Below are 21,171 nucleotides of genomic sequence, written 5' to 3' on the forward strand. Positions count from 1 at the left end.
TTCCGCAGGGAGGCGTAGGCCGGACGAGGACTTAGCGAGAAAAACGGCAGGCGCCGGCGACCCGCCGCCACGCCCAAAACCAAGCGCGATGGCGATAGCCGAGCCCGCGGCAACGCTCCCTGCGGCGAAGCCGCTTAAGACATGGGCACGCGCCAGCGGGCCAACCGACGCGAAAGGCGGTCGCGCGCGGTGCGCGCTCCTACCCGGTGGCCGTTGTTTCTCGTATGGTGCGTGCAGCCTCGTGCGAGCGCTGCCGGTCAGATTTCGTTCTCGTCCGGTCCGATGAATTCGATGGCCGCCTCGCGGGTGCCCGCGGTTTCCTCGGCGAGTTCACGCACGCGTTCGCCGACCTTCTCGTTGGGCACTTCCACCTCGACCGTATACGTCCTCGAGCTCATGTCGTCCGAGAGGTTTTGCGAACTGGAATCGTCACGGAAATCGTTCATGAAATCGTCGATTTCCTCGACCCGTTCGACGCGGTCGACGCCATGGATGGCGGTGACCACGTCGTCGAACACGTCGCGGTCGCCGGTGATGCGGAGCTGGATGCGGGGCATGGAGTCCTCCTGGGCCGGGTATGACCAATGCTGGCGCGTGAGATGTATGCCAGAAGTGTATGCCCCGGCTACCATGGATGTTTGACGTTTTCGGCGCCCATCCCCATGCCCAAGACCTACGACCAGGCCTACTTCGACAAGTGGTACCGCAGCGCCGGGCACGCCGTGCGCTCGCCCGCCGAGCTCCGGCGCAAGGTGGCGATGGTGCTCGGCCAGGCCGAATTCTACCTGGGCCGTCCCGTGCGCAACGTGCTGGACGTGGGCTGCGGGGAGGCGCCGTGGCGGGCCGAACTGCGCCGCCTGCGGCCGGGCATCAAGTACCGGGGGCTGGAGGCCAGCGAATACGCGGTCGCCCGGTACGGACGTTCGCGCAACATCGGTTACGCGCGTTTCGGCCAGCTCGCCGAGTTGCGCTTCGACACGCGCTTCGACCTCATCGTCTGCACCGACGTACTGCATTACCTGAAGCCGGCCGAGATCCGCGCCGGGCTCATCGGCATCGGGGAAATGGTCGAAGGGCTCGCCTTCCTCGAGGTCTATACCCGCGAGGACGATCCCGGCGGCGACCGCGAAGGCTTCCATGGCCGGCCGGCGCGCTGGTACCGCGAGGCCTTCGGCGAAGCGGGCCTCATTCCGGTCGGTTCGCAGTGCTACGCCAGCCCACGGTTGGCCCGCCACGTAGCCTCGCTGGAGCGGCTCTAGGACCCTGCTGTCGCGGTGAACCAGGCGATCGTCGCCAGGGCATTGTTGGCGGCGTGGGTGACGAAGGCGGGCCAGATCGAGCCGCTTCGCACGCGCAGCCAGGCGCAGAACACGCCTACCAGGACCAGGTTCGGCACGGCGTACCAGAGCCAGGCAAGATCGGGCAGATGCACGGTGCCGAAGATCAGCGCCGACAGCCCGATCGCCCACCCGTCGCCCAGGCGGGTACGCAGGATGGACAGCAGGGCGCCGCGGAACAGCAGTTCCTCCACGGCCGGACCGATCAGGACGACCACGGGCAACAGCGCCACGCGCATGCCGAAGTGCGCCTTGTCGGCAATGTCGCTTACCGCCTGGCTCACCGCGTGATCGCCGGCCAGGAGCTGGGTGAGCAGCCCCCCGAAGACCGGGGCCGCGATGCCGAGCGCCGTCGCGATGACGATGAACCGCCCGGCCGGCGGGGTGAACCCGAGTCCGGCCGGGCCCGGGTCCATGGCGCGCTCCGCGCCCCAGCGCCGGATCATCAGCCACGACGCCACGGCCGCCGAGCAGAGCACGGTGAGGATCACCACCACGATGAGCCGGTCGGGAGCCTGGGGCACCCGGTCGGGGAAGTAACGGGCGATCTGCATCGAGATGCCCCCGAACAACCCTCCGAAGGCGAACTGAAGGACGAAATAGGCGGCGATGCAGAGGATCGTCTCGAACACGCCCGGGGGCCGTGCGGGCGCCTGGGCGATCGGGGAGGGGGAGGCGGGAAGGTAATCGTGGGTCATGAGGCACCCTAGCCGACGGGCGGCCGGGCCCGCAACGACGCTTCCGGCACAGGCCGTCATCAAGGCCCTGTATAGTTGACCCCCCTTAAAGGAGGAAAGCGGGCGCCACGACGCGCCGACCCATGTTCGCATTCGACTGGCTAGCCGACCCTTCGGCCTGGGCGGGTCTTCTCACGTTGATCGTGCTGGAGATCGTGCTCGGTATAGACAACCTCGTATTCGTCGCGATCCTCGCCGACAAGCTCCACGCCCGCCAGCGCGACCACGCGCGGCTCATGGGTCTCGGCCTCGCGCTGATCATGCGCCTGTGCCTGCTCGCCGCCATGTCCTGGCTGGTGACGCTCACCCGGCCTATCTTCCAGTGGGCGGGTTTCGGCCTTTCCTGGCGCGACATCATCCTGATCGTCGGCGGTGCCTTCCTCCTGTTCAAGGCGACCCTCGAGCTGCACGAACGGCTGGAGGCCTCCGAACACGACGACGGCAGGAACGGCCGCCGCGCCAGCTTCTGGCTGGTGGTCGCGCAGATCGTCGTGCTCGACGCCGTGTTCTCGCTCGACTCCGTGATCACTGCCGTGGGCATGGTCGATCACCTGTCGATCATGATGATCGGCGTCGTGGTCGCCATGGCCCTGATGATCACGGCGAGCAAGCCGCTCACCGTGTTCGTCAATGCGCGGCCGACGGTAGTCATCCTCTGTCTTTCCTTCCTGCTGATGATCGGCTTCAGCCTTATCGCGGAAGGCTTCGGGTTCCATATCCCGAAGGGTTATCTCTACGCCGCCATCGGCTTCTCGATCATGATCGAGGTGTTCAACCAGACGATGCGGCGCAATCGCCGCCGCTCGCTGCTGGTCGGTGGCCGGATCATGCGCGACCGCACGGCCCGGGCGGTGCTGCGCCTGCTCGGCGGGAGGTCGGACGACGATGCCGACGGCGGCAAAGGCGAGGTTGCTCCCGAGACCGCCGAAACGGCCATCTTCGGCAAGGACGAGCTGGAAATGGTGCAGGGCGTGCTCGACCTGTCGCAGCGGCCCGTGCGCTCGATCATGACGCCACGCACCGAGATCGCGTGGGTCGATCCCGAAGAGGACCTGGGCGTGCTGCTGACCGAAGCGCGCGAGGCGCAGCACCACTGGCTGCTCGTGGCGTACGGCGACCTGGACGAACTGGCCGGCGTGGTGTCGTCGCGCGACCTGCTTGCCAGCCTCACCGAACATGGCCGCCTCGACACCGCCGCCTTCGTCCGCAAGCCGATCACCGTGCTGGAATCGCTGAGCGTCCTGCGCCTGATCGACGAGTTCCGCCGCGCGCCGCTCCAGGTGGCGCTGGTGGTGGACGAATACGGCAGCATCCTCGGCCTGGTCACGCCGGCCGACGTGCTCGAGGTGATCGCGGGCGAGTTCCCGAACGAAACCAGCGAGGGCGACCCTTCCGCCGTGAGCGAGCCGGACGGCGCGTGGTTGCTGGATGCCAGCCTCGATGCCCGGCGTGTGGAACACTTGCTCGGCCATCGCCTGCCAGGCGCAGCCGATGCCAGCTTCTCCACCCTCGCGGGCTTCGTGCTGCAGCAGCTGGGCCGTCTGCCGACGCCGGGCGACCGTTTCGAGACCGACGGGCTGGAGTTCGAGGTGACGGCGATGGAAGGCGCGCGCATCCAGCGCGTGCGCGTCATGGCCCTCGACAAAGAAGAAGACATGTAGGAGCGCGCAACGCGCGCGACAGCCTTTGAGGCTGTGAGCAGCAGGGCCTGTTGCTCCTCGCGAAAAGATGTCGCGCGCTTTGCGCGCTCCTACATGTCCGTCGCGTGTTCCGTAGCGATCGTCCTTAGTCTCGCCGCCAGCTTCGCCAGTTCGCGGCGCAGGATGTTCGGCGCGAGGATTTCGAAGTCGAAGCCCAGCCCGGCCAGTTGCCGGGCGAACCAGCCCATGTCGCCGTCGCTGGCGCTACTGCGCAACAGCACGCCATCGGCGACGGGTTCGAACAGCCCGATCGCGGGACTGAAGGCGCGCGTGGCGGTGTCGAGGTTCGCATGCAGGAGCACTTCGATCACGCGGCCGTGCGGCAAGGTGGCGATGCTGCGCATCAGCTGGGCGAGCGGATCGAAGTCGTGCGGCCGCGAAAACGTGGTCGCCAGCACCTGGACGCCTGCGACGCGGTCCACGCGGAACGAGCGCAGGCCGTGCCTGAGGTGGCACATGCCCACGGCATACCAGGCACCCGCTCGCCAGACCATCCCGTAGGGATCGAAATCGCGTTCGGTTCTTCCGCCGCCGGGAGCAAGGTAACCCATGCGCACGCGCGAGCGGCGCTGGGCCGCCGCGATCAGGGATACCAACGCGGCATTGCTCGCGGGCGTGCTCAACGTAGGCAGATGCTCAAGTTGTATCGTGTCGCTGATCGCGCCTACCTGTCCCTTCAGGCCCTCGGGCATCACTCGCGCAAGCTTGGCATGGGCGCTTTCCAGTGCCGGCGCTCCCTCGGCTAGGCCCAGTCCGCGCGCGGCCACCATACCCACCGACAGCGCGACCGCTTCGTCGTTGGTGAACATCATCGGCGGCAGCTTGAAGCCGGCCACCAGCATGTACGCGCCATGCCGCCCGCGCTCGGTGGTAACGGGGATGCCCAGGTCTTCCAGCGTGGCCATGTAGCGGCGCAGCGTGCGCCCATCCACGCCCACGCGCGCCGCCAGCTCTGGCCCACTCATGCGGCCATGCGCCTGGAGCAACTCCAGGACGGCTAGTACACGGGTGGTCGGAGCGGCCATGGAGCGATTCTAGGGCGGAATCAGGGCGGAAACTGACCTGTTTATCTCTTAAGGTGCGTCGGACGCCAATGGAGATCCTCCATGAAATTTCCGAGCCTCGCGGGCGCCGTCCTGCTTACCGCCATCGCGTTGCCGGCAAGCGCCGGACCCGCCACGACGGCGCATGCGCCCATGGGTACGGTGGCCCATCTGGACAGCTACCAGGTCATCGAATTCCGCCGTTATGTCACCAAGGACGGTGAGCGGGCGCACTTCGTCGCCTACTTCGACACCTATTTCCCGGAAGCCTTCGAACAGCTCGGCGCCATGGTGTTCGGCCAGTTCGCCGACCGCGGACATCCGAACCATTTCACCTGGCTGCGGGGGTTCCACGACCTCAACGCGCGGCCGGTAGTGAACGCCGCCTTCTATTACGGACCGCTGTGGCGCGAGCACCGCCTCAAGGTCAACGCCATCCTGCCCGATAGCGACAACGTGATGCTGATGCGTCCGCTGCATGCGGACGGTGGCGTCACCGTGCTCCCCGCGGTGGACCCCGTGCTCGAACCAAAGGGCGCCGGTGGCGTCGTGGTGGCGCAGATCTTCGCGGTAAGGAAAGGCAGCGAGGAGGCTTTCGCGGCAAAGGCGGAAGCGGCGTTCAAGCGCTATGCGATGGACGGCGTGCATCCGGCGGGCGTCCTGGTGACGCTGGACGTACCCAACAATTTCCCGCAGCTACCCGTGCGTACCGACGGCCCCTGGCTCGTCTGGCTCGGCGTGGTGCGCGACGACGCCACGCTGTCGAAGCACCTGGCACCGAAACTCGAGGAAGTGGAGAAGGAACTCGCGGCGTCCGGCCTGACCCGCGCGGCCGCGGAACGCCAGGTGATGGACCCCACGCCACGCTCGCGCCTGCGCTGGCTGGACCCCAGCTCCATGTAGGAGCGCGCCCTGCGCGCGACAGATTTTCGCGAAGAACTCCAGGACCTGCTGCTTACGGCCTCAAAAGCTGTCGCGCGCAGGGCGCGCTCCTACACCCCGGCGGCATCCTCGGTCGGCGGCGCCGCGTTGTTTTCCATGATGGCCATGCCGATGCCGCCCGCGGCCATCAGCATCAGCGCCGCCCAGGCGATCATCGACACCATGTAGCCGGGGCCGCGCCGGGTCGGGTCGCGCAGGTAGGCCAGGGCGTACCAGACGCGGCCGGCGAGCCAGACCAGCCCGGCGATGCCCGCCCACAGCGGATCGACGTACTGCGACGCCAGCCACAGCGCCGGGATGAACATCACGGCGTTCTCCAAGGTGTTCATCTGCACCCGCCAGGCGCGCTCGAAAGCCGGATCGCCGGAGATGGAGGGGGCCTTGATGCCATAACGTTCACGCGCCCGGCCTACCATCCAGACAGTTGCGAACATCAGGAGCAGGGTTAGCAGGGTGACGACGGCAGGGAGCTGGCTGGTCATGGATGATCCGCGGGACGACTTCAACCGCGAAGTCTACCGGCAACCGTCCATGCGATCATGCCTACCGCGTCTCGCTTGGGGCGCATCGAACGGGAGGATGGGCGATGCTCTGGCAAAAAGGCCGTAGAAGCGACAACGTGGAAGATGCGGGCGAAGGCCGCGGCGGCGGGCCGTCGTTCGGTGGCCGGGGGCTGGGCCTGGGTGGCATCGTCATCCTGGCGATCCTCGGCCTGGTTTTCTTCAAAGACCCCACGGCCCTCCTGGGCCAGGGCGACCCGGGCGCCTCCGTGGCGCCGCAGAGCCAGCAGGCGGCGCCGCATCCGGCGGCGGCCAACGATCCGCAGGTGGACTTCGTCCGCGCCATCCTCGGCGAGACCGAGGACACCTGGGGTGAGATCTTCGCGGCCGACGGCCAGCAGTACGAACAACCGAAGCTGGTGCTGTTCCGCAATGGCGTGCGCACGGCCTGCGGGTCCGCGTCCTCGGCGGTCGGTCCGTTCTATTGCCCCGGCGATCACAAGGTCTACCTCGACCTCGGCTTCTTCCAGGAGATGCAATCGCGCTTCCACGAAGCCGGTGATTTCGCCCGTGCCTATGTCATCGCCCACGAGGTCGGCCACCACGTGCAGAACCTGGTGGGCGTGTTCGACAAGGTGAACGACGCGCGCCGGCGCGGCGCGAGCCTGCAAGGCGCGACTGGCCTGTCGGTGCGCCAGGAATTGCAGGCGGACTGCTTCGCGGGCGTATGGGCGAACCATTCACAGCAGCGCCAGCATTGGTTGCAGGAAGGGGATATCGAGTCGGCGATCAATGCCGCCACGGCCATTGGCGACGATGCCTTGCAGGAGCAGTCACAGGGAAGGGTGGTGCCGGATTCCTTCACGCACGGTACCTCGGCGCAACGTGTGCGCTGGTTCCGCACGGGACTGGACAGCGGCGATGTCGGCAAGTGCAACACGTTCTCGGGCGCGATCTGATCCATGACTCACCCTTGCCTGCGCTGTGGCGCATGCTGCGCCACCTACCGCGTCGCCTTCCACTGGCTTGAAACGGACACGGCCGGCGGCATCACGCCGGCCGCACTCACCGAACACCTCGATCCGCATCGCGTGGCGATGCACGGTACGAACGCGTATGAACCGCGTTGCAGGTCGCTCGTGGGCGAGGTCGGTGTGGCCGCGCATTGCGGCGTCTACGCCGTGCGTCCCTCGCCGTGCCACGACCTCAAGCCCGCCTGGGAAGACGGTACGCCGAGCCCGCAGTGCGACAAGGCGCGGATCAGGCATGGCATGGTCCCCCTGACGCCGGCGGATTTCGTGTAGGAGCGCGCAACGCGTGCGCTGAGCATAGTGCCCTGATGCGGCGGATTTTCGTGTAGGAGCGCGCATCGCGCGCGACAGCTTTTCGCGAAGAGCCACAGGACCTGTTGCTCATGGCCTCAAAACATGTCGCGCGCAGGGCGCGCTCCTACCATCGCGGCGGTTTGCCGGGTGGATCAGTAGTCGCGCTTCTTGCGCGGCGGCTTGGCGCCGCCGGGGCGGTTGCCCGATGGGCGGAAGTTGCCGCGGGGGCGCGGCGGGGCGCCGCTCTGCGGCGCTTCGGTGCCGTCCCATTCGCGGATCTTCAGCTGTTGCTGCGCGACCCATACCTTCTTCAGGTGGTTGAAGGTCTCCGCCGGCATGCCGTCGGGCAGGTCGATCAGGCTGTAGTCGTCGCGGATGCTGACGCGGCCGATGAACTTCGCTTCCACGCCGCCCTCGTTGGCGATGGCGCCGACGATGTTGCCGGGCTTCACGCCGTGCTCGTGGCCGACTTCGATGCGGTAGGTGCGCTTGCCGGCCTCGGTGACGTGCGGACGCGGCTGGCGCATGCCTTCACGCACGGGCCGGCGATCGCTGAAATCGCCGCCGTCGCGCGAGGGACGGTCGAAGTCGCGCTGCGGACGCTCGCGGTCGTGTTCGCGCGGCGGGCGCTCGCTGTATTCGCGCTTCGCCGGCGGCTCCAGCAGCAGCGGCTGGTCGCCCTGCGCGATGCGCGCCAGCGCGGCGGCGATCTCGATCGCCGGCACGTTGTGCTCCTGCTCGTACTTCTCCACAAGCTGCTGGAACAGGCCCAGGTCGCCGGTGGCCAGCGTATCGGTGATGCGCTGGTTGAACTTGGTCACGCGGGTGTCGTTCACCGCCTCGATCGTGGGCAGCTGCATCTGCTCGATCGGCTGGCGCGTGGCGCGTTCGATCTGGCGGAGCAGGTTGCGCTCGCGCGGGGTGACGAACAGGATCGCCTCGCCGCTGCGGCCCGCACGGCCGGTGCGGCCGATGCGGTGCACGTACGACTCGGTGTCGTGCGGAATGTCGTAATTGAGCACGTGGCTGATGCGCTCCACGTCGAGGCCGCGCGCGGCCACGTCGGTGGCGATCAGGATGTCGAGCTTGCCGGTCTTGAGCTGGTCGATCACGCGCTCGCGCTGGGCCTGGGCGATGTCGCCGTTGATGGCCGCCGCGGCGAAGCCGCGCGCCTGCAGCTTGCTGGCGAGTTCCTCGGTGGCCTGCTTGGTGCGGGCGAAGACGATCATCGCGTCGAAGCTCTCGGCTTCGAGGATGCGCGTCAGGGCGTCGAGCTTGTGCACGCCGCTGACCCACCAGTAACGCTGGCGGATGTTCGCCGCGGTGGTGGTCTTGTTCTTGATCGTGACCTCGGACGGGTCCTTCAGGTACGTCTGCGCGATGCGCCGGATCGGCGCCGGCATGGTCGCGGAGAACAGCGCCACCTGACGGCCTTCCGGCGTGGCCTGGAGCAGCTTCTCGACGTCGTCGATGAAGCCCATGCGCAGCATCTCGTCGGCCTCGTCGAGCACCATGAAACGCAGGCCGGAAAGGTCCAGCGTGCCCTTGTCGAGGTGGTCGATGACGCGGCCGGGCGTGCCCACGATGACCTGGGCGCCGCGCTTCAGGCCCTGCAGCTGCGGACCGTAGCTCTGGCCGCCGTAGATGGGCAGCACCTGGAAGCCGGGCAGGTAGGTGGCGTACTTCTGGAACGCCTCGGCCACCTGGATGGCCAGCTCGCGCGTGGGCGCGAGGACCAGGGCCTGCGGCTTGTTGCCGGCCCTGAGGTCGAGGCGCGAGAGGATGGGCAGGGCGAAGGCAGCGGTCTTGCCGGTGCCGGTCTGCGCCTGGCCGATCACGTCGCGGCCTTCGAGCAGGGCCGGAATGGTGGCGGCCTGGATGGGGGAGGGGGTCTCATAGCCCACCTCGGTCAGCGCGCGCACGACGTTGGCGTCGAGGGCAAGCGCGCTGAAACCGGGCAGGGCCGGAGCGTTGTCGATATCGGGGGATGGCATGGCGACCTCAGGGAGGGGCGCGGCGGCGACATTCGGCGCCGGGCAGTACGCCTATTGTAGCAGCGATGCGCGAGGTTCGCCGGGGGTCGTGGCCGTATGTCGCGTCGGCGCTACACTCTCCGGTCAGCTTTGCGTAAGGGAGCGGTCCCATGACGGCCATCGAGACGGTTTCGGAACAGCGCTGCTTCGGCGGCACCCAGGGCTTTTATACGCACGTGTCGGAGGCATGCGGCGGACCCATGCGCTTCGCCGTCTTCATGCCGCCGGCCGCGGAACAGGGGCCGGTCCCGGTGCTCTGGTACCTCGCGGGCCTCACCTGCACCGCGGAGACCTTCACGATCAAGGCGGGCGCGCAGCGCCTCGCCTCGGAATTGGGTCTGGCCCTGGTCATGCCGGACACGAGCCCGCGCGACACCGGCCTGCCGGGCGCCACGGGCGACTGGGAGTTCGGCGAAGGGGCCGGCTTCTACCTGGACGCCACCGAGGCACCGTGGAGCGAACGCTTCCGCATGTACAGCTACGTCGTGGACGAATTGCCGCGCCTGCTCCCGGAGCGTTTCCACGTCGACATGGGACGGCAGGGCATCTTCGGCCACTCGATGGGCGGTCACGGCGCGCTGACCATCGCCTTGCGCAATCCCGGCCGCTTCCGTTCCGTCTCGGCATTCGCGCCCATCGTCGCGCCGGCACTCGTGCCGTGGGGCGAGAAGGCCTTCTCGCGTTACCTCGGCGAGGATCGCAAGGCCTGGGAACGTCATGACGCCACCGCGCTGGTCAGGAGCGGTGCGCGTTTCGACGGCAGCATCCTCGTCGACCAGGGCGAGGCGGACGGTTTCCTCGTCAACCAGCTGCAGCCGCAGCGGTTCGAGGCCGCATGCGAGAAGGCGGGACAGCCGCTCGAACTGCGCATGCACCCGGGCTACGACCACAGCTATTACTTCATCCAGACCTTCGTGGAGGACCACCTGCGCCACCACGCGAAAGCGCTGAGCGCATGAGCGAACCGATCCGCATGCGCACCGTGCGCACCGTGATCCGCCTGCTCGACGTGGAGGATGCGGAACTGTTGCGGCGTTATCGCCTGGAAAACCGCGAGCACCTCGCCCCCTGGGAGCCGTTGCGGACGGAGTCGCATTATTCGCTGGACGGCTGCCGGATGGCGATCGAGGCCGGACTCGAGGCGGCACGTGCCGACCGTGGCTATCCATTCGCCGTGCTGACGCCGGACGCCTCCGAGATGATCGGCAGCTTCACCTTCGCCAACGTGGTGCGCGGGGTCTTCCAGGCCTGCCACCTCGGCTATGGCATCGCGGCCAGGCACGAAGGGAAGGGCCTCATGTTCGAGGCCCTCGACGCCGCCGTGCGCTACGCGTTTGGCCCGCTGGACTTCCATCGGGTGATGGCGAACTACATGCCGCGCAACGAACGCAGCGGCCGCCTGCTCGAACGCCTTGGCTTCGAGAAGGAAGGCTTCGCGAAGCGCTATCTGAAAATCGACGGTTTATGGGAGGACCACGTCCTCACCGCGAAGATCCGCGCGAACGGCTGAGTGGTGCCCCGCCGAGAACAGCGCGCGCCACGCGCCGCGTTCTTCCCACGCCAGCAGCAGATAGATCGCGAGCAACGGCACGTGCGGGCCGAGCGTCTGTCCTTCGGTAACGAAGGAGTAACCGAAGATGACGACGACGGGTGCGGCCAGCAGCAGCAACGCGAGCGGCACGAGCCGCGCCGCCATGAGCGCTACGCCGGCGTAAACGAAGATCACGCCGATCAGCGGTTCGACGAAGCCGCTGGCCTCGAGGCCGGCGAGGAAGGCACGCCCCGCCGCGGTGTGCGGCGCGGGCGGCTGCCAGAAGGCGAAGATGTGGTTCAGGCCGGAAAAGGTAAAGAACGCGCCGAAAATCGTGCGCAGCACGACGACGCTGTAACGGTAAAGTCGGGACATGCGGGTACTACCTGGATGGGATGGCCTGCCATCCCGCATGATCCCGATTGCCGCATGAGCGAGCTATTGCCCATGCGGCTAGGCCATCAGGCCTTGTTCGTGGCCGGTCCGCGGCGCTGACGGCGACGCTTGTGGCTGCCGGTGCTTTCGCCGCTGCCCGCGGCGGAATGGCCGTGCGGACGGTGCGAAGGCGGACGGCCGCCACCGCTGCCACCCTGGCGGGCGCTGTTGCCGCCGGGCCGGCCCTGGCCGCCGCCCTGGCGCTGTTGCTGCTTCGGGCGCGGGGCACCGGCGTCGAGGCGCAACGGCGTGCTGGGTTCGAAGCCCGACATGTTGCGGATGGAGAGATCGGTCTTCAGCAGGCGGCCGATGTCGCGGAGCAGGCCGGACTCGTCGTGGCTCACCAGCGAGATCGCTTCGCCTTCCGCGCCCGCGCGTCCGGTACGGCCGATGCGGTGCACGTAATCCTCGGCAACCATCGGCAGGTCGAAGTTGATCACCACCGGGAGCTGGTCGATGTCGATGCCGCGCGCGGCGATATCGGTCGCCACCAGCACGGTGACGCGGCTGCTCTTGAAGTCCGACAGGGCGCGCGTACGTGCGTTCTGGCTCTTGTTGCCATGGATCGCGGCCGCGCGTATGCCGGCCTGCTCGAGATGGCGCACGAGCTTGTCGGCGCCGTGCTTGGTCCGGCTGAACACCAGGGTCTGGCGACGGCTGTCCTGGGCGAGGATGTGCAGCAGCAGGTCACGCTTGTTGGCCGCATCCACCGGATGCACCACGTGGGTGACGGTGTTGGCGACGGTATTCGCCGGCGTGGTCGAGACTTCACGCGGATCGCGCATGAACTGCTGAGCGAGCGCCTTGATCTCCGGCGCGAAGGTAGCCGAGAAGAGCAGCGTCTGGCGCTGCTTCGGCAGCGCGGCGAGGATGCGCTTGAGCGCCGGGAGGAAGCCCATGTCGAGCATGCGGTCGGCTTCGTCGAGCACAAGCACGTCCACCTTCGACAGGTCCACCGAGCGCTGCTGCATGTGGTCGATCAGACGGCCCGGGGTGGCCACCACGATGTCGACGCCGCGGCGCAGCGCCTGCAACTGGTTGCCCATGCCGACGCCGCCGAAGATCACGGTGCTGGAAAGGCGCAGGTGCTTGCCGTAATCGCGCAGGTTTTCCTGCACCTGGGCGGCGAGTTCGCGGGTAGGCGTGAGGATCAGGGCGCGGATCGGACGGCGGCCCTCGGTACGTGCCTCCCGGGAGAGGCGATGGAGCAAGGGCAGCGAGAACGCGGCGGTCTTGCCGGTACCCGTCTGCGCGGCGGCCATCAGGTCGTGGCCGGCGAGCACCTCCGGGATGGCGGCGGCCTGGATGGGCGTGGGCTTCTCATAGCCGGCCTCGGAAAGCGCGCGCAGCAACGCGGGCGCAAGGCCCAGCGAATCGAAAGACATGGAACAACTCCTGCGTGACTCGAGCGTTCCCTGGAACCGCGCTGCGAGTTATGGATTTGGCGGCCGCGAGCCATGACGAAGACAGCAGGCTGGCCGGTGTCGCGCGCGCTTCCGGAGGTGGGGGAACGGGCGGGAGAATCTCCACGCCGGGGGTCCGCAAGGGAGTCGGAGCGCAGGCACGACCCGGGGAGTATACCGTATTGCGACGCACAATGTACGCCACTGTAGGAGCGCGCCTTGCGCGCGACAGTCTTTCGCCCCGGTTTCCAAGCTGGCGCGCCAGCCCCCCCACTCACAGCCCCAAAAGATGTCGCGCGCAAGGCGCGCTCCTACAACGCGCGGGGCGCGCTCCTGCAAAAAGCTAGCGCGCGGGCTCTACGACTGCGCCTGCCTTGAAGCGGTCATCAACCAGCTGTTGTACGGCGTGCGGCCGAACAGCGGCTGGAAATCGACACGGATGCCCCGGGGCTCGAGCACCTCGCGGATATCGTCTTCGGTCGGGAAATATTGCGCTCCGCCGGGGATCCACCCTACCGCCTTGATGAACTTCTCCTCCCACACCGTGGCCCGGTAACGCCACGAGCCGTCGCGGATGACGTTGCGCAGGATCAGCAAGCCGTCGTCGGCAAGATGGTCGACGGCAAAAGCGAGCAGCTCGGACTGGCGTTCGCGCGGCAGGTAATGCAGTACGTCGAGCATCGCCACATGGCCACGCACGGGTTGCGGCGTGGCTGCGTCCGTCTGGTGCAGGGCGATCTCGTCCCCCAGCCCCGCGCGTTCCGCCGCGTCGCGGCCCATGGCGATCTTGCGGCTGTCGTGATCGAGACCGAGATAGCCATCGAGGACATTGCAGGCGTGCAGGTAGTGACCCAGCAGGCCCAAACCGCAGCCAATGTCCAGCACGGGCAGCCGGCGCCCGGCGATGGCCCTCGCGGTGGCCCCGTAGACGGGATCGGTAGCCAGCTTGCCGTGGATGTAGATCCGGTCGCCGCGGCGACTGAACCGGGCGGCGATGCGTCGCCTCGTGCGGCTATCGGGAATCATGCGGATCTCCGTCCGTCGGTCGGGAGGGCCGGGACGACGATCGTCCCGGCCACCGAGGCTAGCGCTGCGGCTGCGGCCGGGCGCTGTCTTTGTTGACGTACTCGTCATACTCGCCCTTGTCCACCTTGCCGTCGTGATTCTTGTCGGCCTCGGGGAAGTGGGCGCGGAGCGTCTTCAGTGCCTCGACATCCTTGGGCACGTCGCCACGCTTGATGTAGCCCTTGTTGTCCTTGTCGAGTTCCGAAAACGACGGTGCGCCGCTGCTGCTGCCGGACTGATCCTGCGGCGGTGCGGGTCGGGCAAAAGCCGCGCCGGTGGCGACGCTGGCCAGCAGTGCGAATGAAACGATCGATCGCGAGTACTTCATCGAGTCCTCCGTCTGTCGTGAGAAGGTCAGTGTAACGGGACACTGTCATGGCGCCGTGAGGCGCCCGTTGGATAGTAGCGCTGTGTTAGCCTCGGCGCGCCCGATCGCTTGAGGAAATTCTCAATGCCGCTACCAGCCGCGCTGCGCGAACTCGATCACACGCAACGGCATACCGTCCTCGCCAGCTTCCTCGGCTGGACGCTCGACGCCTTCGATTACTTCCTGCTCACCTTCGTCATCCTCGCGGTGGCGCACGAATTCAACGTGCCGAAGCAGGAGGTCACCTACGGCCTGTTCCTGACCTTGGCGGCCCGCCCGATCGGGGCGCTCCTCTTCGGCCGGCTGGCGGATCGCTACGGGCGCCGTCCGGTGCTGATGATCGACATCGTCCTGTTCTCGGTGCTCGAGCTGGCCTGCGCCTTTTCGCCCAGCCTCGGCGTGCTGCTCGGCCTGCGCTTCCTGTTCGGCATCGCTATGGGCGGCGAGTGGGGCATCGGCGCCTCGCTGGCCATGGAGTCGATTCCGGCACGGTCGCGCGGCTTCGTTTCGGGGCTGCTGCAAAGCGGTTATCCCTGCGGGTTCTTCCTCGCCGCGCTGGTCAACTGGTTGCTGGTGGACGCGATCGGCTGGCGTGGCTTGTTCGTCGTAGGCGCGCTTCCCGCGCTGCTGGTCCTGTACATCCGGCGCAAGGTGCCCGAGTCGCCGGTGTGGGAAGGGCGCCGCCACCAGGCGCGCGAAAGCGTCTTCGTGTCGATGCGCGGGTACTGGAAGCTGTTCGTCTACCTCATGCTGCTGATGGCGGCCTTCAACATGTTCAGCCACGGCTCGCAGGACATGTATCCCACCTTCATCCAGACCCAGCTAAAGATTCCCGCCGGCTCGGGTACCGCGTTCATGCTGACGGCCCTGCTCAACCTGGGCGCACTTGCCGGCGGCCTCGCCTTCGGTTCGCTGTCGGAGAAGATCGGGCGCCGGAAGGCGATCATCATCGCCGCGTTGCTGGCCATTCCGGTCATTCCGCTATGGACCTACGGCGGCTCGCTGCTGCTTCTCGGTCTCGGTGCCTTCCTGATCCAGGTGATGGTGCAGGGCGCGTGGGGTGTGGTGCCCACCCACCTCAACGAACTGGCCCCCGACGCGGTACGCGGGACACTGCCGGGATTCGCCTACCAGATGGGCAACCTGCTGGCCGCGATCACGGCCACCGCCCAGACCTGGCTGGCCGAGCGGCGCGGCGGGGATTTCGCCTTCGCCATGTCCACCTGGATCGCCGCGGTGGCGATCCTGCTGGCCGTGCTGGCCTGGCTGGGGCCGGAGGCGCGCGGCGTGGGCTTCGGCCGGGCCCGCGCGCCGGGTGACGGCGGGGCCGGGCACGGCTAAAATCCCCCGTTTTCCTCTGGTGGAAACCAACATGCAGGCTGGCAAGGGCAAGGTCGTCTCGTTCCATTACTCCCTCACCGTGGACGGCGAGAAGGTCGAAAGCTCGATCGAAGGCGGTGAACCGTTGTGGATCCTGCTCGGCCACGGCCAGCTGATTCCGGGACTGGAAGCGGGTCTGGAAGGCAAGTCGGTGGGCGACACCTTCGACGTCGAGATCGCCCCGGAGCAGGGATACGGTCCGCGCCAGGAAGGCCTGACCCAGCGCGTGCCGAAGAAGTACTTCCCGCAGCAGGGCAAGGGCCTGAAAGCCGGCGACACCACCGTCCTCTCGCTGAAGGAAGGCGGCAACCGCGTCGTCGTGGTGAAGAAGGTGGGCTCCAGTGTGGTCGACGTCGACCTCAACCACCCGATGGCGGGCAAGACCCTCAACTTCCACGTCGACGTGCAGACCGTGCGCGACGCCTCGGAAGAAGAGATCGCCCACGGCCACGCCCATCCGAACGGCGACGGGGCGCACTGAGCGTCGTCCTTGCGAGAGCGATGAGGCGCTGGATTCCTGCCTTCGCAGGAATGACGATCGTTCTTCGTCCCTGCGAAGGCAGGGACCCAGTGACTTATCGCGCGAGGATGCAGCGGCCCGCGTTATCAGCCACGCATACACAACTGCTACAAAGAAGAACGGCGCCCGAGGGCGCCGTTCTTCTTCGTCTCGCAGTGAGCGTGGCTCAGACGACTTTCTTACCGTTAACCGAGATATCGACATCGATATTGCCGCGGGTGGCGTGCGAATACGGGCAGACTTCCTCGTGCGCCTTCTTCACGATGTCCTGGGCGGTCGCGTCGTCCACGCCCGGCAGGCTCACTTCCAGCTTCGCCTGAATGGCGAAGCCTGAACCTTCGCGCGGGCCGATGCCGACGCTGCTCGCGATCGAGGCGCCATCGACCTTGACCTTCTTCTGGCCGGCGACGAAGCGAACGGCTCCTTCGAAGCAGGCGGCGTAGCCGACGGCAAAGAGCTGTTCGGGATTCGTGCCGCCGCCGTTGCCACCCATTTCCTTCGGCAGGCGCAGGTCGACCTTGATCTGGCCATCATCGGTCTCGCCGTGGCCTTCGCGGCCGCCTTCGACCTTGGCATGCGCCGTGTAGAGAATCTTCTGTACCTTCGAGATGTTGCTCATATGCTGTCCTTGGGTGAGGGTGGAGTCTCTGTTCGAGTGGACGCGATTCGCCAAGCGTATCGTGATGTCCCAGTCGGATGAGTCAGTTCAGAACGCGCCGGCCATAGGCGAAGTTCTGTTTCCAGTAGGCGCCGTCCAGATCGTCCAAGCGTACCGTGCCGCCCGAGTTGGGCGCATGGACAAAACGGCCTTTTCCGACATAGACGCCTACATGGGTAATGTGGCCATGGCCGAAGAAAACCAGGTCGCCGCTGGCCAGTTCGTCTTCACGCACCTTGGGCTTGTCGAGGTCGGCCATCTCGGCGGACGTGCGCGGCAGGCGCAGCCCGGTGGACGTCATGTAGATGTAATTGATCAGCCCGCTGCAATCGAAGCCGCCCTGGGGCGTGTTGCCGCCCCAGCGGTAGGGCGTGCCGACCAGGCCGATGGCACGGAAGAGGACGTCGTTGGCGGCATCGGCCGGCGGTGCGGCTGCCGGTGTCATCGACCAGCTCAGGTTCTTCGCGATGGGCACGGCCGAGGCCGGGTTGCGGCGCTGCGAGGACGACGGTTTGTGCGGAGCGCCGCCGCAGGCGGCGAGGAGAATCGCCGTGGCCGTGACGGCAAGCAAACCGGAGCAGGTGCGGAAGCGGGGGCGGTGCTGGGCTGGGATCATCGAGCGCTCCCTGACGGATCGGGTCGGAATGAGGATAGCAATTCAATAAGTTGCAGGGAATACCTGCCAAACCGCACGAATTTACTCAACGGACAGGGGCGGTAGAATGTCCGGATGGACAGATCCCGAAGCGACGTGCTGATCATGGGTGGGGGCGTGATCGGCCTGGCCTGCGCGCTCTACCTGCTGAAGGCAGGAGCCAGCGTGCGGATACTGGAGCAGGGACTTCCCGGCAGCGGCAGTTCGCATGGCAATTGCGGCACCGTCACACCCAGCCACGCGGCGCCGCTGACGATGCCCGGCATGGTCGGCACCGCCCTGCGTTCGCTGCTGCGGCGCGACGCGCCGCTCTACGTGAATCCCCGGCCGGACGGCGCTAGGGCCCGGTGGTTGCTCGGTTTCGCCCGGCACTGCAACTGGCGCGACTTCCAACGGGCGGGCGAGGCACGCGGCGCGATCCTGGCCCGTTCCCGCGCCTTGCTGGACGAACTCGTCGCCACCGACGGGCTCGATTGCGAGTTCGAAGCGGTGGGCGAGTTGTATGTGTACCGGGAGGAACGCTCGTTGCGCGCCGATCGGCGGCACGTGAAGCTGCTGCGCGATCTCGGCATGGACGTGCGCGAGCTCGACGGCGACGAGACGATGGCGCTGGAGCCCGTTCTGCGCGATGGCGTGGTGGGTGGCTTGTTGCACCCCGGCGATGCGCGCCTGCGCCCCGACCGCTTCGTCGCCGAACTCGCGCGCCGCGTACGCGAACTCGGTGGCGCCATCGAAACCGGTGCCCGGGTAGACGAGTTCGTCTTCGACGGCGCACGGATTTCGCACGTGCGCACGACGGGAGGCGTGTTCAGCGGCGGGCATGTCGTGATGGCGCTGGGCGCGTGGTCGCCGCTGGTCGGCAAACTGCTCCACATCCGGCTGCCCATGCAGCCCGGCAAGGGCTACTCACTGACCTGGGAACGCCCGCCCGGACGCGCGCCGCGTCACTCGCTGGTCTTGCGCGAAGCGGCGGTCTGCGTGACGCCGTGGCAATCGGGCTACCGCCTGGGCAGCACCATGGAATTTTCCGGTTTCGAGGAAGGCCTCAACGAAGTACGTATCGAAGCGCTGCGGCGCGGCGCGGCCACCTACCTGCACGAGCCCGAGGGCCGCGGCGAAGTCACGCCGTGGTGGGGCTGGCGCCCGATGAGCGTGGACGAGGTACCGATCATCGGACCGAGCACGCGCTGGTCGAACCTCGCGTATGCCACCGCGCACGGCATGCTAGGCATCAGCATGTCGGCCGCGACAGGCGAGCTGCTTGCGAGCCTGCTCGCCGGCCCGGCGCCTACCCTGGACCCCTTGCCGTATTCGCCTGCGCGATTCGGTCTTTGAATGCATTGGAGAAAGGCATGACGGTGGAACACTTCGACCTGATCGTCATCGGCGGCGGCTCAGGCGGGCTGGCCGCGGCGATCCGCGCGTCGAAACATGGCGCGAAGGTCGCGTTGCTGGAACCCCGCGAGCTCGGCGGCACCTGCGTCAACGCCGGCTGCGTGCCGAAGAAGGCGATGTGGTACGCGGCGCAGATGGCCGAGGCGCAATACATCGCGGTCGACTACGGCTTCCACGACAAGCCCGGCAGCCTCGACTGGCCGCGCTTCATCGAGCGCCGCCAGGCCTACGTCGACCGCATCCACGTCAAATACAAGCAGTTGCTGGACCTGGGCCATGTCACCGTCATCAGGGAGGCCGGCCGCTTCGTCGCCCGCGATCGAATCCAGGCCGGATCCCGCGAGTTGACCGCGCCGCACGTGGTCATCGCCACGGGTTCCGCGCCGAACCGGCTGGACAAGCCCGGCTTCGACCGGGCGATCACCTCCGACGAGTTCTTCGACCTGCGCGCATGCCCGCGCCGTACGGCGATCATCGGGGGCGGTTACATCGCCGCGGAGCTCGGCGGCGTGCTGCGCGCACTGGGTGGCGACGTGGACATGTACGTGCGCGGCCGCCTCATGGGCGGATTCGACGAGGAAATGGCGGTCGGCCTAGGCGAGGAAATGCGTCAGCACGGCATCCGGATCAACTACGGCTGCGAGATCGAAGCATTGCATGAGAAGGACGGCGTGTTCCTGCTCGATTGCAACCGCGGCGACCATCCCGGCCCCTACGATTGCATGATCCTGGCGGTCGGCAGGCACGCGAACGTGGCGGCGCTCGATATCCACCGGATCGGCCTGCGCACGGGCGACCACGGGCATGTGGAGGTCGACGACTACCAGAACACCAACGTGCCGGGGGTCTATGCGGTCGGCGACGTGACCCAGCGCATGGCGCTGACCCCCGTGGCGGTGTCGGCGGGGCGCAAGCTGGCCGACCGGCTGTTCGGCGGCCAGCCGGAAGCGAAGCTGGATTACCACAACATTCCCAGCGTGGTGTTCTCGCACCCGCCGCTGGGCACCATAGGCATGTCCGAAGAGCAGGCGCGCAAGCACTACGGTGCCGACGTGCACCTCTACAAGCAGTCGTTCGTGCCGATGCACCTCGCGCTGGCGCAGCGGCCGATGACCACCCGGTTCAAGCTGATCTGCGTGGGCGAGGATTCGCGCATCGTGGGCATGCAGATGCTGGGCCCGGGCGTGGACGAAATCCTCCAGGGCTTCGCCGTGGCCATCAAGATGGGCGCGACCAAGGCCGACCTGGACGCCACCCTGGCCATCCATCCCACCGTGGCCGAAGAGATGGTGCTGATGGGGGATCGCGTGCCCGGATGAGCGGTACACTGCCTGCATGAGCCCGTATACCCTGCATCGCGGCACCGCGCCGCTCCTGATCAGCCTCCCGCATAACGGCAGCCTCATTCCGGACGACCTCGCTGCGCGCATGAAACGCCCGGCGCGACGCTCGCCGGATACGGACTGGCACGTGGCGGAGCTTTACGACTTCGCCCGCAACATGGGTGCCAGCGTCATCCGCCCGGTCGCCTCGCGGTACGTGGTCGACCTCAACCGCCCGGCGGACGGCCACGCGCTTTACCCCGGCAAGAACGAGACCGGTCTGGTGCCGACGATCCTCTTCAGCGGCGAGCCGATCTATCGTCCCGGCGCGGAGCCGGCGGCGGACGAGATCGCGGACCGCGTCAAGCGCTGGTGGAAGCCGTACCACCGCGCGCTGGCCGACGAACTGAACCGCTTGCGCAAGGAGCATGGCCGCGTGGTGCTGTGGGAAGGGCATTCCATCCGCAGCCACGTGCCGATGCTGTTCGAGGGCCGTCTTCCCGACTTCAACATCGGCACGGCCGATGGCGCGAGCTGCTCGCCTGAGCTGCAGTCACGGCTCGCCGCATTGCTGGAACGCCAGGGCGACTACACCCACGCCGTGAACGGCCGCTTCAAGGGCGGCTACATCACCCGCAACTATGGCCGGCCGGAACAGGGCATCGACGCCGTGCAGCTGGAACTCGCCCAGCTCAACTACATGGACGAGGACTCGTTCGAATACCTGCCGGCAAAGGCGGCGAACGTGCAGCTGCTGATCGGCGAGATGCTGAAGGTCTGCCTTGACCGCGCGCGCGGGCCGACATTGTAGGAGCGCGCTTTG

At 67.3% G+C, this 21,171-nt stretch carries 23 protein-coding genes; 12 read left to right on the plus strand and 11 right to left on the minus strand.

What is annotated here, in order from left to right:
* Positions 1–257 precede the first annotated feature (257 nt).
* On the minus strand, positions 258–557 hold the full coding sequence (locus ACR9ZH_RS06385; RefSeq protein ID WP_481289926.1) for a hypothetical protein: 300 nt from the start codon (positions 555–557) through the stop codon (positions 258–260).
* 105 nt (positions 558–662) lie between these two features.
* On the opposite strand from ACR9ZH_RS06385, the gene ACR9ZH_RS06390 reads away from it, so the two are divergent.
* Positions 663–1,259 carry a class I SAM-dependent DNA methyltransferase gene (locus tag ACR9ZH_RS06390; protein WP_481289927.1) on the plus strand — a complete coding sequence of 199 codons (597 nt, stop codon included), beginning with the start codon at positions 663–665 and terminating at the stop codon, positions 1,257–1,259.
* Here ACR9ZH_RS06390 and ACR9ZH_RS06395 read toward each other — a convergent pair.
* Positions 1,256–2,035 carry a CPBP family intramembrane glutamic endopeptidase gene (locus ACR9ZH_RS06395; RefSeq protein WP_481289928.1) on the minus strand — a complete coding sequence of 260 codons (780 nt, stop codon included), beginning with the start codon at positions 2,033–2,035 and terminating at the stop codon, positions 1,256–1,258. The genes ACR9ZH_RS06390 and ACR9ZH_RS06395 overlap by 4 nt on opposite strands.
* A gap of 122 nt (positions 2,036–2,157) precedes the next feature.
* Here ACR9ZH_RS06395 and ACR9ZH_RS06400 point away from each other — a divergent pair, with 122 nt between their 5' ends.
* A complete protein-coding gene (locus ACR9ZH_RS06400; protein WP_481289929.1) occupies positions 2,158–3,735 on the plus strand; it encodes a TerC family protein in 1,578 nt (525 codons plus the stop codon).
* An 89-nt stretch (positions 3,736–3,824) separates the two neighbouring features.
* Here ACR9ZH_RS06400 and ACR9ZH_RS06405 read toward each other — a convergent pair whose 3' ends face one another.
* Positions 3,825–4,799 carry a helix-turn-helix transcriptional regulator gene (locus tag ACR9ZH_RS06405; protein WP_481289930.1) on the minus strand — a complete coding sequence of 325 codons (975 nt, stop codon included), beginning with the start codon at positions 4,797–4,799 and terminating at the stop codon, positions 3,825–3,827.
* A gap of 81 nt (positions 4,800–4,880) precedes the next feature.
* Between ACR9ZH_RS06405 and ACR9ZH_RS06410 the strand changes: the two genes are divergently transcribed.
* On the plus strand, positions 4,881–5,720 hold the full coding sequence (locus ACR9ZH_RS06410; RefSeq protein ID WP_481289931.1) for an NIPSNAP family protein: 840 nt from the start codon (positions 4,881–4,883) through the stop codon (positions 5,718–5,720).
* An 89-nt stretch (positions 5,721–5,809) separates the two neighbouring features.
* Here ACR9ZH_RS06410 and ACR9ZH_RS06415 read toward each other — a convergent pair whose 3' ends face one another.
* Positions 5,810–6,241 carry an MAPEG family protein gene (locus tag ACR9ZH_RS06415; RefSeq protein ID WP_481289932.1) on the minus strand — a complete coding sequence of 144 codons (432 nt, stop codon included), beginning with the start codon at positions 6,239–6,241 and terminating at the stop codon, positions 5,810–5,812.
* 104 nt (positions 6,242–6,345) lie between these two features.
* On the opposite strand from ACR9ZH_RS06415, the gene ypfJ reads away from it, so the two are divergent.
* Together ypfJ and ACR9ZH_RS06425 are read left to right on the plus strand one after the other, a co-directional pair.
* The gene (gene ypfJ, locus ACR9ZH_RS06420; RefSeq protein WP_481289933.1) at positions 6,346–7,218 is read left to right on the plus strand and encodes a KPN_02809 family neutral zinc metallopeptidase; all 873 of its coding nucleotides are present in this window, start codon (positions 6,346–6,348) and stop codon (positions 7,216–7,218) included.
* 3 nt (positions 7,219–7,221) lie between these two features.
* Positions 7,222–7,563 (plus strand): YkgJ family cysteine cluster protein, encoded by a 342-nt coding sequence (locus ACR9ZH_RS06425; RefSeq protein WP_481289934.1) that lies wholly within the window; start codon positions 7,222–7,224, stop codon positions 7,561–7,563.
* A gap of 173 nt (positions 7,564–7,736) precedes the next feature.
* On the opposite strand, the gene ACR9ZH_RS06430 is transcribed toward ACR9ZH_RS06425, so the two are convergent.
* Positions 7,737–9,578 carry a DEAD/DEAH box helicase gene (locus ACR9ZH_RS06430; protein ID WP_481289935.1) on the minus strand — a complete coding sequence of 614 codons (1,842 nt, stop codon included), beginning with the start codon at positions 9,576–9,578 and terminating at the stop codon, positions 7,737–7,739.
* 149 nt (positions 9,579–9,727) lie between these two features.
* Between ACR9ZH_RS06430 and fghA the strand changes: the two genes are divergently transcribed.
* Positions 9,728–10,576, plus strand: a complete 849-nt coding sequence (gene fghA / locus ACR9ZH_RS06435) for an S-formylglutathione hydrolase (protein WP_481289936.1) — start codon at positions 9,728–9,730, stop codon at positions 10,574–10,576.
* The gene (gene rimJ / locus ACR9ZH_RS06440; RefSeq protein ID WP_481289937.1) at positions 10,573–11,127 is read left to right on the plus strand and encodes a ribosomal protein S5-alanine N-acetyltransferase; all 555 of its coding nucleotides are present in this window, start codon (positions 10,573–10,575) and stop codon (positions 11,125–11,127) included. Before fghA ends, rimJ begins: the two co-directional genes overlap by 4 nt.
* On the opposite strand, the gene ACR9ZH_RS06445 is transcribed toward rimJ, so the two are convergent.
* The 4 genes from ACR9ZH_RS06445 to ACR9ZH_RS06460 form a co-directional block, all read right to left on the minus strand.
* Positions 11,080–11,523, minus strand: a complete 444-nt coding sequence (locus tag ACR9ZH_RS06445) for a hypothetical protein (RefSeq protein ID WP_481289938.1) — start codon at positions 11,521–11,523, stop codon at positions 11,080–11,082. The genes rimJ and ACR9ZH_RS06445 overlap by 48 nt on opposite strands.
* An 86-nt stretch (positions 11,524–11,609) precedes the next feature.
* Complete coding sequence (locus ACR9ZH_RS06450) at positions 11,610–12,968, minus strand: DEAD/DEAH box helicase (protein ID WP_481289939.1); 1,359 nt, start codon at positions 12,966–12,968, stop codon at positions 11,610–11,612.
* A 375-nt stretch (positions 12,969–13,343) separates the two neighbouring features.
* Positions 13,344–14,012 (minus strand): class I SAM-dependent methyltransferase, encoded by a 669-nt coding sequence (locus tag ACR9ZH_RS06455; protein WP_481289940.1) that lies wholly within the window; start codon positions 14,010–14,012, stop codon positions 13,344–13,346.
* A gap of 58 nt (positions 14,013–14,070) precedes the next feature.
* Positions 14,071–14,379 carry an EF-hand domain-containing protein gene (locus ACR9ZH_RS06460; RefSeq protein WP_481289941.1) on the minus strand — a complete coding sequence of 103 codons (309 nt, stop codon included), beginning with the start codon at positions 14,377–14,379 and terminating at the stop codon, positions 14,071–14,073.
* Positions 14,380–14,502: 123 nt separating this feature from the next.
* Between ACR9ZH_RS06460 and ACR9ZH_RS06465 the strand changes: the two genes are divergently transcribed.
* Together ACR9ZH_RS06465 and ACR9ZH_RS06470 are read left to right on the plus strand one after the other, a co-directional pair.
* Complete coding sequence (locus tag ACR9ZH_RS06465) at positions 14,503–15,759, plus strand: MFS transporter (RefSeq protein ID WP_481289942.1); 1,257 nt, start codon at positions 14,503–14,505, stop codon at positions 15,757–15,759.
* 31 nt (positions 15,760–15,790) lie between these two features.
* On the plus strand, positions 15,791–16,279 hold the full coding sequence (locus tag ACR9ZH_RS06470) for an FKBP-type peptidyl-prolyl cis-trans isomerase (protein WP_481289943.1): 489 nt from the start codon (positions 15,791–15,793) through the stop codon (positions 16,277–16,279).
* A gap of 205 nt (positions 16,280–16,484) precedes the next feature.
* On the opposite strand, the gene ACR9ZH_RS06475 is transcribed toward ACR9ZH_RS06470, so the two are convergent.
* A complete protein-coding gene (locus tag ACR9ZH_RS06475; RefSeq protein WP_481289944.1) occupies positions 16,485–16,937 on the minus strand; it encodes an organic hydroperoxide resistance protein in 453 nt (150 codons plus the stop codon).
* A gap of 82 nt (positions 16,938–17,019) precedes the next feature.
* A complete protein-coding gene (locus ACR9ZH_RS06480; RefSeq protein ID WP_481289945.1) occupies positions 17,020–17,592 on the minus strand; it encodes a C40 family peptidase in 573 nt (190 codons plus the stop codon).
* A 114-nt stretch (positions 17,593–17,706) separates the two neighbouring features.
* Here ACR9ZH_RS06480 and ACR9ZH_RS06485 point away from each other — a divergent pair, with 114 nt between their 5' ends.
* From ACR9ZH_RS06485 to hutG, 3 genes are read left to right on the plus strand one after another with little or no spacing between them, the layout of a single operon-like run.
* Positions 17,707–18,966, plus strand: coding sequence for an NAD(P)/FAD-dependent oxidoreductase (locus tag ACR9ZH_RS06485; RefSeq protein WP_481289946.1), 1,260 nt, complete (start codon positions 17,707–17,709; stop codon positions 18,964–18,966).
* Between the two features lie 17 nt (positions 18,967–18,983).
* Positions 18,984–20,345: a glutathione-disulfide reductase gene (gorA, locus tag ACR9ZH_RS06490; protein WP_481289947.1), complete on the plus strand. Its 1,362-nt coding sequence runs from the start codon at positions 18,984–18,986 to the stop codon at positions 20,343–20,345.
* 16 nt (positions 20,346–20,361) lie between these two features.
* The gene (hutG, locus tag ACR9ZH_RS06495; RefSeq protein WP_481289948.1) at positions 20,362–21,159 is read left to right on the plus strand and encodes an N-formylglutamate deformylase; all 798 of its coding nucleotides are present in this window, start codon (positions 20,362–20,364) and stop codon (positions 21,157–21,159) included.
* Positions 21,160–21,171: the final 12 nt, after the last annotated feature.

Source organism: Luteibacter sp. SVR4-7G (assembly GCF_056755555.1).